The organism is Micromonospora sp. C95 (genome assembly GCF_018070465.1).
GTDB lineage: Bacteria > Actinomycetota > Actinomycetes > Mycobacteriales > Micromonosporaceae > Micromonospora.
This window is the reverse complement of the sequence record NZ_JAGPXT010000040.1, coordinates 1-12,407: the sequence shown is the minus strand read 5'-3', so window position 1 is coordinate 12,407 and position 12,407 is coordinate 1. Positions and strand designations below refer to the sequence as shown.

General features: G+C 71.0%; 10 protein-coding genes. 5 read left to right on the top strand and 5 right to left on the bottom strand.

What is annotated here, in order from left to right:
* Positions 1–7: 7 nt before the first annotated feature.
* Positions 8–1,858, bottom strand: a complete 1,851-nt coding sequence (locus KBX00_RS27200) for a hypothetical protein (protein ID WP_210830916.1) — start codon at positions 1,856–1,858, stop codon at positions 8–10.
* 70 nt (positions 1,859–1,928) lie between these two features.
* Here KBX00_RS27200 and KBX00_RS27195 point away from each other — a divergent pair, with 70 nt between their 5' ends.
* The 4 genes from KBX00_RS27195 to KBX00_RS27180 all read left to right on the top strand — a co-directional run bounded on the left by KBX00_RS27195 (position 1,929) and on the right by KBX00_RS27180 (position 6,298).
* The gene (locus KBX00_RS27195) at positions 1,929–3,224 is read left to right on the top strand and encodes a PQQ-binding-like beta-propeller repeat protein (protein ID WP_210830915.1); all 1,296 of its coding nucleotides are present in this window, start codon (positions 1,929–1,931) and stop codon (positions 3,222–3,224) included.
* A gap of 73 nt (positions 3,225–3,297) precedes the next feature.
* Positions 3,298–3,966: a response regulator transcription factor gene (locus KBX00_RS27190; RefSeq protein WP_210830914.1), complete on the top strand. Its 669-nt coding sequence runs from the start codon at positions 3,298–3,300 to the stop codon at positions 3,964–3,966.
* 44 nt (positions 3,967–4,010) lie between these two features.
* A complete protein-coding gene (locus KBX00_RS27185; RefSeq protein ID WP_210830936.1) occupies positions 4,011–5,171 on the top strand; it encodes a cell wall metabolism sensor histidine kinase WalK in 1,161 nt (386 codons plus the stop codon).
* A gap of 713 nt (positions 5,172–5,884) precedes the next feature.
* Positions 5,885–6,298 (top strand): VOC family protein, encoded by a 414-nt coding sequence (locus KBX00_RS27180; RefSeq protein WP_210830913.1) that lies wholly within the window; start codon positions 5,885–5,887, stop codon positions 6,296–6,298.
* Between the two features lie 65 nt (positions 6,299–6,363).
* On the opposite strand, the gene KBX00_RS27175 is transcribed toward KBX00_RS27180, so the two are convergent.
* On the bottom strand, positions 6,364–7,233 hold the full coding sequence (locus KBX00_RS27175) for an aldo/keto reductase family oxidoreductase (RefSeq protein ID WP_210830912.1): 870 nt from the start codon (positions 7,231–7,233) through the stop codon (positions 6,364–6,366).
* Between the two features lie 130 nt (positions 7,234–7,363).
* On the opposite strand from KBX00_RS27175, the gene KBX00_RS27170 reads away from it, so the two are divergent.
* On the top strand, positions 7,364–7,795 hold the full coding sequence (locus KBX00_RS27170; protein ID WP_210830911.1) for a helix-turn-helix domain-containing protein: 432 nt from the start codon (positions 7,364–7,366) through the stop codon (positions 7,793–7,795).
* A gap of 84 nt (positions 7,796–7,879) precedes the next feature.
* Here KBX00_RS27170 and KBX00_RS27165 read toward each other — a convergent pair whose 3' ends face one another.
* The 3 genes from KBX00_RS27165 to KBX00_RS27155 all read right to left on the bottom strand — a co-directional run bounded on the left by KBX00_RS27165 (position 7,880) and on the right by KBX00_RS27155 (position 12,175).
* Positions 7,880–8,770 (bottom strand): hypothetical protein, encoded by an 891-nt coding sequence (locus KBX00_RS27165; protein WP_210830910.1) that lies wholly within the window; start codon positions 8,768–8,770, stop codon positions 7,880–7,882.
* A 136-nt stretch (positions 8,771–8,906) separates the two neighbouring features.
* Entirely contained in the window at positions 8,907–10,973 is a 2,067-nt protein-coding gene (locus tag KBX00_RS27160; protein ID WP_210830909.1) for a 3-hydroxyacyl-CoA dehydrogenase NAD-binding domain-containing protein, read from the bottom strand.
* Positions 10,970–12,175: a thiolase family protein gene (locus KBX00_RS27155; RefSeq protein ID WP_210830908.1), complete on the bottom strand. Its 1,206-nt coding sequence runs from the start codon at positions 12,173–12,175 to the stop codon at positions 10,970–10,972. The genes KBX00_RS27160 and KBX00_RS27155 overlap by 4 nt, the downstream gene beginning before the upstream one ends.
* Between the last annotated feature and the right edge of the window lie 232 nt (positions 12,176–12,407).

The window sequence follows — 12,407 nt, the reverse complement described above, 5'->3', positions numbered from 1 at the left end:
CGGTGCGTCACACCCGGTCGCGTACGTCCCAGAGCCAGACGTCGTCGACGCGCTGCGGGTCGCCGAGCAGCGCGGTCAGCAGTTCCCGCAGCACCGGCTCGCGGGGATGCGCGCCGAGCACCACCACCGACGCCCGCCAGAAGCGCAGATCCTCCACCGCCTGCCGACGGTTCTCGTCACTGATCTCGGGCAGCTCACCGGCGTCCATGGTCTGGTAGATCAGGGTGCTGGTGGGCCGGTTCGGGGCGCCGAAGACGCCCTCGCCGTCCTCGTTCGGGCCGATGAAGTAGCCGGCCGGGATCGGGAACTCGTGCCCGGTCAACGCGCTCCACCGCAGCGTGGACAGGCCGTGCACGTTGCTGGGAATGGGCACCGGCACCAGCGTGCGACCGTCCGGCACGTACGGTCGCCAGGCGCCGGAGGTGATGAAGGTCGGCGGCGGGTCGACCGGCTCGGCCGGCAGCGGCCGGGGCAGCAGCGGCAGCAAAGCGAGGCTGATCGCGGCGTACCCGACGAGGTGCTGCCAGCGGGGACGCCGCCGGGTCGGCGCCACCCCCTCCGGTGCGCGCGGAGCCGGCACCGGCGGTCGGTGGCTGCGGGCCACCGCGTCCCAGGCCAGTGCCAGCAGTACGCCGAGCGCGGCGGTGGTCACCAGGGTCAACCGGGTCGGCATCATCATCTCGACCAGCGGCAGATCAGCCGGAATGTACGACCACGGGCCGGCGATTCCGGTCAGCTCGCCGTTGAACCGGATCTCCGGGCCGAGCGCGGCGACCGAGAAGACCACCACCAGCACGGCCAGGATCCGGGCCACCAGCGAGCGGCGGACCAGCAGGACCAGGGCCACCACCGACAGCAGCACCAGCGGCCAGCCGAACCAGGTGTTCTGTTCGGTCATGCCGATTGTCGCCTCCACCGCCTCGGTGCCGGCGATGGTGTCGCGGGGGAAGGTGACGAAGGCGACGACGTCCTCGCCCCAGCTGTGGAACACCCCACCCTGGAGCCCACGGTAGGACTGCGGGCCGTTGAACTGGAACCAGATCGGGTAGGCGGCCAGCAGCAGTGCCACCCCACCGCCGAGGCCGAGCCCGGCCGCGAACGTGCCGGCCCGTGCCCACGCCACGCGCGGACGCATCGCCGCGTACGCGATCACGACGACCAGGCAGGCCATCGCCGTGAGCAGCAGCATCTCCTCGTTGATGAAGATCTGGTACGCGACCAGCAGCCCCAGCACCAGCCCGTTGCGCCGCCACCGGCCCGCCTCGACCAACCGGAACACCCGCACCACGATCAGTGGCAGCAGGAAGTTGGAGACGAAGTTGGGCTGACCGTTGGCGTGGTGCACGATGCCCGGGGCGAAGCCGAGGAACGCGCCACCGACGAAGGCCGCCGCCCGGGAGCGCACCAGATGCCGCGACAGCATCCAGTACGAGGTGCCGGCGGTGGCGGCCAACGCCCCACCCAGGTAGAGCGCGTACACCACCTGGGGGCCCAGCAGTATGGTCAGCGGCGCCAACGGCAGGGTCACCCCGAGCAGCGAGGTGTTGGCCATCATGTTCACCCCGTCCGGGGCGTTCTGCCGGGCGGTGAAGAGCGGATTCTCCAGGTGCTGTGCCGAGTACGCACCGTGCGTGAAGAGCCACTCGAACCAGCTGTGGTCGGTGGGCAGGTGCGACGAGACCCGGTTGTTCACGTCCGCCCAGTAGTTCAGGCAGACGACGACGCCGAGCAGCACGTAGGCTCCGATGGCCAGCACGTCGGCGCGTGTCGGCCGCCGCCGGGGACGTGTTGTCGTTGATCGCGTCTCGACGGTCTCGGAGACGGGGTTCAGCGAGGAATTCACCACCGGCACGGCCACGACGGGCCATCGTACAGGCGGAACCCCGTCCGCCCGCCGCGCGTCTGGTGTGTGTCAGGGGAGGACAGGCGTGACGTTGATCGACCTCGGTGAGCTGACCGAGCCGACCGATCCGCCAGCGCTGCGCCGGCGACCCGGATTGCGTGGCCACCGGGTGGCCGTCGTCGTGGTGGCACTTGTCGCGCTGCTGACTCTGGCGGGTGGCACACCGCCGGCCGGGCGGATCCACGCCATCGTGCCCGCCACCCTGGGCAGCGACCTGTTCATCGCCGCCGATCAGGTCTTCACCATCTCCCCACTGCCCGGTGTCACCGACGGTAGCCAGGAACTGCTCGCCTATCCACGGCCCGATCGTCGCACCGTCGAACCGCAGCGGCTGACACCGCTGTGGCGGGTGCCCGTACCGTCGGGCAACCGGGTCTACCGGGTGCAGCCGGTCGCCGACGCCGGGCTCCTGGTCGCCATGGGGCGGCAGGACACCGGCACCAGCGAGACCGTGCGACTCGACGTGCACACCGGCCAGGAACGCTGGCGGGTGCCCGGCATCGCCGTCCTCGAACTGCCCGGCAAGGCGTTGCTGCGCACCTACAGCGACCGCGCGCCGAACGCCCTGCGGATGATCGACCTGGCGACCGCCCGCGAACTGTGGTCCATGCCGTTGTCGGCGGCCAGCGTCGACTACCGGCAACGGGACGACGGCGGGCTCGACGCCATCGTGGTGGCCACGCTCGACGGGGAGGTCCAGGTGATCGACCCGATGACCGGGACGGTACGGCACCGACTTCCCCCGCCCGCCGACCACGCGGGCAGCTACCAGCAGGCGTGGGTGACCGGCGAACTCGTGGCGGTGGTACGCAACTCCAACACCGTCACCGCGCTCACCGTCGACGATCTGGTCCAGCGTTGGCAGGTGACCGTGTCGACGGCGACCTACGTGACCGACTGCGGGCCACTGCTCTGCGCCGGACTGGCCGGCGGCGGGTTGCAGGTCCTCGACCCGACCACCGGTGCGGTGCGCTGGGGCAGCGAGGAGATCCTCGACATCGTGCTGGTCGATGACCACAACGCCCTCGCGGTGGCCCGGAACACCAACGAGATGGTGACGATCGACCTGGACACCGGTGCCACCCTGACCGAGCACGGCTCGTGGAACATGGTGGCCCGCTACGAGTACGCGCCGCAGGTGCTCGTGGTGCGTACGGTGCCCGAGGTGGGGCTGGTACTGGCCCGACTCGATCCCACGGGCGCACCGGCCCGCCGGCTCGACCTGCTGCGCGATGCCGGCGGAGACTGCCAGAGCCGGTACGACCTCGTCGGCTGCCGCCGGTTCGACGGTAGCTACGGCATCTGGCAACTGCCCGGCTGACCCTGTCCCGCTGCGGCCGGCTTGGTCGGCGGCGCTACGTTGTCGGTGGTCGGCGGGCGGAGAAGAGGCGGGCATGCGGGTACTTGTGGTCGAGGACGAGCGCAACCTCGCCGACGCGATAGCGCGAGGACTTCGCAAACGGGGCATGGCAGTGGACGTCGCGTACGACGGCGACAGCGGCCACGAGATGGCCTTCGTGACCCGGTACGACGTGGTGGTGCTTGACCGTGACCTGCCCGGCCGGCACGGCGACCAGATCTGCGCGGAGCTGGCCGCGTCCGGCGAACTGACCCGGGTGCTGATGTTGACCGCCAGCGGCACGGTCGCCGACCGGGTCGAGGGGTTGGAACTCGGCGCCGACGACTATCTGCCGAAGCCGTTCGCCTTCGACGAGCTGGTCGCCCGGGTGCAGGCGCTGGGCCGACGGGCCACCCCGGCGGCCCCGCCGGTGCTGGAGGTCGCCGACCTGGTGGTCGACCCGGCCCGCCGCACCGCCACCCGGGCCGGGGTGCCGGTGGAGCTGACCAACAAGGAGTTCGGTGTGCTCTGCGAGCTGCTCAAGGCCCGGGGTGCCGTGGTCTCCAGCGAGGAACTGCTGGAACGGGTCTGGGACGCCAACACCGACCCGTTCACCACGATCGTCCGGGTGACCGTGATGACGCTGCGGCGCAAGCTGGGTGACCCACCGCTGATCGAGACCGTGGTCGGTGCCGGCTACCGGACGGCCGAGGTGGTGCAGTGACGGGCGCGGCGCGCCGCCGGCTACCAGTGCCGCGACGCCCCGCCCTGCGGCGGCCCTCCGTACGGCTGCGCCCCACGCTGCGGCTGCGGCTGACCCTGCTCAACGGCGTACTGCTGGTCGGTGCCGGCGCGATCCTGGTGCTGCTGGCCTGGCTGCTGGTGCGCGACGCGCTGCGCCCCACCGACGAGCTGCTGCCCGGAACCACCGTGGTGCTCGCCGACGGGAGCACCCTGGAAGCCGCCGCCTGGCAACAGCGGCTCGTCGACGCGGCCTCCGGGGAACTGCTGGCCAAGGGGCTGGCCGCGCTGCTCGCGATCGGCCTGGTCGGCGTGGTCGGGGCGTACGCGGTCGCCGGGCGCGCGCTGCGCCCGCTGCACCAGGTCACCGCCACCGCCCGCCGGCTCGGCGAGACCACGCTGGACCAGCGGATCGGCTACTCCGGGGCGGACGACGAGGTGGCCGAGCTGGCCGACACGTTCGACGCCATGCTGGACCGGATCGCCGCCGCGTTCGAGGCGCAGAAACGGTTCGTGGCCAACGCCTCGCACGAACTGCGTACGCCACTGGCGGTGATGCGTACCGAGATCGACGTGACGCTCAGCGACGACGAGGCGGACGCGGCCGAGTACCGCCGGATGGCGACCGTGGTCCGCGACGCCTCCGAACGCGCCAACGGGCTGGTCGACGCGCTGCTGGTGCTGGCCCGCAGCGAGGCGCGGACCGGCCAACGGCTCGGCCGGCGCAGCGAGTTCGACCTGGCCGCCGGCACCGTCAACGCGCTCTCCGCCGTACGCCGGGAGGTGGAGCGGATCAAGCTTGCGGTTCAGACGTCGTTGGAGCCGGCGCCGGTGGTGGGCGATCCCGGGCTGCTCGACCGGTTGGCCGGCAACCTGATCGAGAACGCGGTCCGCTACAACCACCTGCACGGGCGGCTCTGGGTGCGCACCGGCTCGGACGGGCAGCGGTCCTGGCTGGTGGTCGGCAACACCGGCTTCGAGGTCGACCCGGCCGACGTGCCGGGGTTGTTCGAGCCCTTCCGGCGGGGCGGCCGGGAGCGGACCGGGGCACGCGGGTCGGGCCTCGGCCTGTCCATCGTGCGCGCGGTCTGCGACGCGCACTGCGGCACGGTGACCGCCATCGCGCAGCCCGGCGGCGGCCTGGAGGTGACCGTCAGCCTGCCGGCGGCAGGGTCCGCCATTCGATGACCGCCGTCGGCGCTCTGCGGCCGCAACGGGAGCCCGACCGTCAGGATGCGGCGGTGCTCGGCGTCGGCGATGAGCCGATTCCGGTAGGCCCACCGTCATTCGGTGGATAACTCTCCGTGCTTCTGACACTGCGTGACCAACTCACCGGGGGTGCCTATGCCACCCCGCGCCCTTTGCTCTGCTTCACCCCACGCACGGGTGCCTGAACAGCGGTAACGCGGCGGCGAGATTCAACCGTCGGCCGCGCATGGACACTGAGTGCAATCGTTGCGTTGGTTGAAGCAGAGCAAAGGAGCGGGACACCACATCGGGAGGCCGGCTTGTTAGACACGGAAGGTGAGGTCCGGGCTCTTCGCACCGACAGATGGCCATGCTGATGCCGGTACGGGTTGCTCCCGGGAGCATCATGGTGCGAAGATCTCCGGGTCAGCCCGATCAAGGAGGGGGTGCGTCGATGTTCACCATGATGCTGTCCGCGCCCCGCCCTGCCGGCTGATCGCTCATCCTCGCGGGGCACCGGTAGCGGGATCGCTGTCCCGCTACTCAGCGGACCAGACACGCCAGTTCCGATTGCCCCGACGTCCGTGCCCGCAGGGCCGCCTCCGACCCCGCCGTGCCGTGCCGCGCCTCTCGTAGGCTCGCCGGTCCCGGCGGTCCGTCGGCCGGTAGCCGACAGGGCCGCGACGCCGGTGGCGAAGACCACGAGGACGAGCATGAGCGCACGGATCCACAACATCGGAATCGACTGTCACGACACGTACGCCCTGGCCGGTTTCTGGGCCCAGGTGTTCGAGTGCCCCCGCCAGCCGGACGACTTCCCGGGTGACCCGGAGGCCATGCTGCTGCCGCCGGGCGGCCCGGAGGTGCTGTTCCTGGCGGTGCCCGAGGGCAAGACGGTGAAGAACCGGCTGCACCTCGACCTGGAGCCGACCGACCGGACCCGGGACGAGGAGGTCGAGCGGCTGCTCGGCATCGGGGCCCGGCACATCGCCGACCACATCGGTCCGACCGGTGCCGGTTGGGTGGTGCTCGCCGACCCGGAGGGCAACGAGTTCTGCGTACTGCGCAGCGCCGCCGAGAAGGCGGCGGCCCAGGCGGCGGCGGAAGGAACCGGGACGGACGGCTGAGCGAAGCGACGCCGCGACATCGGAGCGGCGGCACCCCGCCGCTCCGATGTCAGTCCTGCGTACGGTCAGCGGCCGATGCCGTCCAGCGTGGCGACGTCCTCGGCGGACAACGAGAGCCCCGCGCCGACGATGTTCTCCCGCAGGTGTGCCACCTTCGACGTACCGGGAATCAGCAGGATGTTCGGTGAGCGCTGCAACAACCAGGCGAGCGCGACGGACATCGGTGTCGAGCCCGACCGGGCGGCGACGGCCGACAGTGCCTCGGACTGCACCGGCGAGAAGCCGCCGAGCGGGAAGAACGGCACGTAGGCGATGCCGTCGGCGGCGAGCTGATCGACGAGGTCGTCGTCGTGGCGGTGGGCGAGGTTGTACAGGTTCTGCACGCACACCACCGGGGCGACCGCCCGCGCCTCGGTGACCTGCTCGGCGGTGACGTTGCTGACGCCGAGGTGACGGATCAGGCCCTCCTGCTGGAGCGCGGCGAGCGTCTCGAACGCCTCGGTGATCGAGCCGGGCTGCGGGCCTTCGGCGTCACCCATCCGCATGTTGACCAGACCGAGGGTGTCGACCCCGAGGGAGCGCAGGTTCTGGTGGACCTGCCTGCGCAGGTCATCGGGTCGACGGGCCGTCGGCCAGCCACCCTGTGCGTCGCGGTCCGCCCCCACCTTGGTGGCGATGAGCAGCGACTCCGGATAGGGGTGCAGTGCTTCGCGGATCAGCTCGTTGGTGACGTGCGGCCCGTAGGCGTCGCTCGTGTCGATGTGGGTGATGCCCCGGTCGACGGCTTCGCGCAGCACGGCCAGGGCGCCGTCGCGGTCGGCGGGTGGCCCCATCACCCACGGCCCGGCGAGTTGCATGGCACCGTACCCGAACCGGGTGACGGTCTTGTCGCCGAGCAGCGAGGTGCCGCCGGGAAGGGAAGGAGGAGTGCTCATCGTGTCGCTTCCGTCGCTGGTGTCAGGGTGGCGAGTTTCGCTTGCCTGGCTCAGTCTTGGAGAGAAACTCTCCAACGGGAAGTAGGCACTTCGAAGTGCGTAACCTACCCAGCAACAAGAGGGGCGCTCAGTGACGACGATGAAGGCGGCTCAGCGGCAGGCGCAGGCCAAGGAGGAGTACAACGCGTTCCTCGCGGTGTGTCCCAGCCGCCAGTTGCTCGACCGGATCTCGGACAAGTGGGTCGTGCTGATCCTGTGCGCGCTGGGCGGTGACGCGGCGCCGCAGGGTCCGGGAGCGCCGAGAGCGATGCGCTACTCCGAGCTTTCTCGCCTGCTGGCCGGCGTCAGTCAGAAGATGCTGACCCAGAGCCTGCGTTCGCTGGAACGTGACGGCCTGCTCACCCGTACCGTCACGCCGACCGTCCCGGTCACCGTCACCTACGAGCTGACCGACCTCGGTCTCTCGCTCCACCGCACGACACGCGAGATCAGGTACTGGGCTCAGGCCCACATGGGCGAGGTTCTCGCGCACCGCGACGACTACGACACGTCCGCCTCCTGACGCACCTGTCGGCCTCCACGCGACGCGAAACGGCCGGCAACAGGGCCGGCGGGGTCTCCGCCGCCGCCCTGTTGCCGGTCGTGATCAGTCGCGCTGCTCGACCTGGCCGCGGATGGTGACGAACTCGGCCTGGGCGTCGGCCCGGGACGAGAAGAACATCACGATCAGGCCGACGCTGCCCCGGTCGGCCCAGGTGCAGACACCCAGCGGCACGCCCTCGGTCAGGCCGTCGCCGCAGCTGGCCTCACCGCCGAGCGGACCTGGATCGACCGAGGTCATGTTGCTGAGGTCCAGGTCGGCGGAGAGGCCCTGGACCGCCGCGTCGAGTTCCTGCTTCGGGTCGGACATCAGGCCGGACGCGCCTGCGATCATGACGAGGTCGTCGGCGGCCGGGTCACCGTAGAAGGCGCCTACCGCGCTTGTCTCGTTGCTCACCGTCGAGCGGATTTCGCTGACCATGTCGTCGGCCGCCTGCTGCAACTCCGGGTCCGTGTTCTTGGGCCGGCCGGCCAGGGTGTCCGGGGCCACCATCCGGGTCCGGGTCGCGTCCACGGCCTCGCTGACGTCGTCCTTGACCGCGAACCAGACGGCAGCGCCACCGCCGCCGCAGAGCACCAGCAGGACCGCGAGAACGATCAGCACGATCAGCCCGACCCGGGACTTCTTCTTCGGCGGACCGACCGGCCCTGCACCGGCGAGCCCCGGAGGAGCGAATCCCGGACCAGCCGGCCCCGGGCCGGGGAACCCTGAACCGGTTGGGTACGGCTGGCCGGGTGCCGGGTAGGCGCCGGGCGGGGGGTAGCCGCCGGGCACCGGTTGGCCGCCGGGCTGCGGCGGCCCGGCCGGCTGGGCGCCGGCCGGCGGGTACGGCGCCTGGCCCGGCTGGGGGTACGCACCCGGGGCCGGGTACGCGCCGGAGGGCGGGTACGGTCCGGTGGCCGGCGGGTTCTGGTGCTCGTCCGGGGGGTAGGACATGCGGTCAGCTCCTGGGTTCGGGTGGATCGGTCATCGTAGCCAGGTGTCGCACCCCCACCAGCAGCACCACGAGTGAACGATTCGCGGTGGTCACCCTCGTCGGGTGACCACCGCGACCGGTGTCGTTCGTCGCCGCTCAGCCGGCCAGGCTGGCCGCGCCGCGCGGTAGGAACCGCCTGCCGGTGACCCGCTCGCTGGTGCCGGTCCGGTCCAGGTACGGCGTGACGCCGCCCAGGTGGAACGGCCAACCGGCACCGAGGATCATGCACAGGTCGATGTCCTGCGCCTCGGCGACGACGCCCTCGTCCAGCATCAGCCGGATCTCCTGCGCCAGCGCGTCCAGCGCGTTCTGGCGTACCTGCTCCTCGGTGAGCGGCTGGTCGCCGACCACCAGCAGCTTCGCCACCTCGGCGTTGATCTCGTCGTCGACGACGATCGGCTGACCGGAGTCGGCGATCCGCTTGAGGTTCTCACTCACCCCGAACCGGTCCGGGAACGCGGCGTGCAGGGTGCCGCCCACGTGGTACGCGACGGCCGGCCCGACCAGCTGGAGCAGCGCGAGCGGGCGCATCGGAAGACCCAGCGGGTCCAGCGCCCGGTTCGCCACCTCCAGCGGGGTGCCGGCGTCGACGGCGGCAAACACGGTACCCAGGAAGCGGGTGAGCAGCCGGTTCACCACGAACGCCGGAGCGTCCTTCACCAGCACACTCGACTTCTTGAGCTGCTTGCCGACCGCGAACGCGGTGGCCAGCGTGGCGTCGTCGGTCCGCTCGCCCCGGACGATCTCCAGCAGCGGCAGCACCGCGACCGGGTTGAAGAAGTGGAAGCCGACGACCCGCTCCGGGTGCTCCAACTCCGCCGCCATCTCGGTGATCGACAGCGACGAGGTGTTGGTGGCGAGCACCGCCTCCGGCTTGACGATCTTCTCCAGCTCGGCCCAGACCTGCTTCTTGACGTTCAGGTCCTCGAAGACCGCCTCGATGACGAGGTCGGCATCAGCGAAGACGGACTTGTCGACCGAGCCGGACACCAGGCCGTACAACTTCGCGGCGGTGCCCTTGTCCATCCGGCCCTTGCTGACCGCCTTCTCGATCTGGGTGTGCACGTAGCCCACACCCTTGTCCACCCGCGCCTGGTCCAGGTCGGTCAGCACGACCGGCACCTGGAGGCGGCGGGCGAACAGCAGCGCCAACTGGCTCGCCATCAGGCCGGCACCGACGATGCCGACCTTCGTCACCGGGCGGGCCAGGCCCTTGTCCGGCGCGCCGGCCGGCCGCTTGGCCCGCCGCTGCACCAGGTCGAAGGCGTACAGCCCGCTGCGCAGTTCCTCGGAGAAGACCAGGTCGGCCAGGGCCTCGTCCTCCGCGGCGGTGCCGGTGGCGAAGTCGGCGTCCTTGGCCGTCTCCAGCAGATCGAGCGCCTGGTACGCGGCCGGGACAGCGCCGTGCAGCCGCTGGTCCAGCGTCTGCCGGGCGAAGTAGAGCACGCCGGCCCACATGTCCTTGTCGACCTCGGGCCGGGTCACCTCGACCTGGCCCCGGACGACCCCGGCGGCCCACTCCAGGGACCGCTCCAGGAAGTCGGCCGGCTCCAGCAGCACGTCGGCGATGCCCAGCTCGGCGGCCTGCTTCGGCTTGAGCATCTTGTTCTGCATCAGCGGGTTCTGGATGATCACCTGGGTGGCGGCGGGGATGCCGATCAGGTTCGGCAGCAGCTGGGTGCCGCCCCAGCCCGGGATCAGCCCGAGGGAGACCTCCGGCAGCGCCAGCGCCGCCGCGCCGGCCGACAGGGTCCGGTAGTGGCAGTGCAGGGCCAGCTCCAGACCGCCGCCCATCGCCGCGCCGTTGACGAAGGCGAAGGTCGGCACGGAGCTGTCCTTGAGCCGGGCGAAGACCCGGTGACCCAGCCGGCCGATCTCCAGCGCCTGCTCGCGGTCCGCGAGCTGCGGCAGACCGGTGATGTCCGCGCCGACGCAGAAGATGTACGGCTTGCCGGTGACCGCGATGAACGCCGGGTCGGCCGCCAGTGCGGCGCTGATCGCCTCGTCCAGGCTGGTCAGGCCGCCGGGGCCGAAGGTGTTCGGCTTGGTGTGGTCGAACCCGTTGTCGAGGGTGATCAGGGCGGCCGGCCGGTCCAGCCCCGGCACGTTCACCTGCCGCAGCAGCGCCCTGGTGACGACCTCGTTCGGTGCGGTGAGGCTCACTTGTCTCCACCCTCCTGCGCGGTCCAGTGCGGGTTCTCCCAGATGACCGTGCCGCCCATGCCGATGCCGATGCACATGGCGGTGAGGCCGTAGCGGACCTCCGGGTGCTCGGCGAACTGCCGGGCGAGCTGGGTCATCAGCCGTACGCCGGAGGAGGCGAGCGGGTGACCGATGGCGATCGCGCCGCCCCACGGGTTGACCCGGGGGTCGTCGTCGGCGATGCCGAAGTGGTCGAGGAAGGCGAGCACCTGCACGGCGAACGCCTCGTTCAGCTCGAACAGGCCGATGTCGTCGATGGTCAGGCCGGCGATGCGCAGCGCCTTCTCGGTCGACGGGATCGGGCCGACCCCCATCACCTCCGGCTCGACGCCGACGAAGCCGTACGACACCAGCCGCATCGCCACCGGCAGGCCCAACTCGCGGGCGGTGGCCTCGTCGGCGAGCAGGCTGGCGGTGGCGCCGTCGTTGAGTCCGGCGGCGTTGCCCGCGGTGACCTTGCCGTGCGGGCGGAACGGCGTCTTGAGGGTGGCGAGCTTCTCCATCGAGGTGTCCCGGGGCGCCTCGTCCACCGTGGCCAGGCCCCAGCCGTTCTCCTCGTCGCGGATCGCCACCGGCACCAGGTCGTCCTGGAGCTTGCCGTTGGCGTACGCCTTCGCGGTCTTCTGCTGCGAGGCGAGCGCGAACGCGTCGGTGCGCTGCTTGGTGATGTGCGGAACCCGGTCGTGCAGGTTCTCCGCGGTGGAGCCCATCACCAGCGCGGACGGGTCGACGAGCTTCTCGGCGATGATGCGCGGGTTCGGGTCGACGCCCTCACCCATCGGGTGCCGGCCCATGTGCTCGACGCCACCGGCGATCGCGACGTCGTACGCGCCCACGGCGATACCGCTGGCGACGGTGGTCACGGCGGTCATCGCCCCGGCACACATCCGGTCGATGGCGAAACCCGGCACGGTCTTGGGCAGGCCCGCCAGCAGCGCGGCGGTGCGGCCGATGGTCAGGCCCTGGTCGCCGATCTGGGTGGTGGCGGCGATCGCCACCTCCTCGACCCGCTCCGGCGGCAGTTGCGGGTTACGGCGCAGCAGCTCGCGGATGCAGCGGATCACCAGGTCGTCGGCGCGGGTGTTGGCGTACATGCCACCCGCCTTGCCGAAGGGGGTGCGGACACCGTCGACGAAGACGACATCCCGGACTTCACGGGGCACGATGAGCCTCCTATTCGACCACGATCCGGTCCGTGTCGCCCGAGGCGCACGACGCACCGGACAAAGGTCGCCAGCACTGGCGTTTCCCCGATGCTACTCGCCAGTAATAACCCCCGCCCCCCACCTCCCCCTGTAACCCACCCCACACCCACCCCACCCTCTCGTTGATCATGAAGTTGTTGTCGCGCCACGCCGACACAGGCGACAACAACTTCATGATCAACGAGAGGGT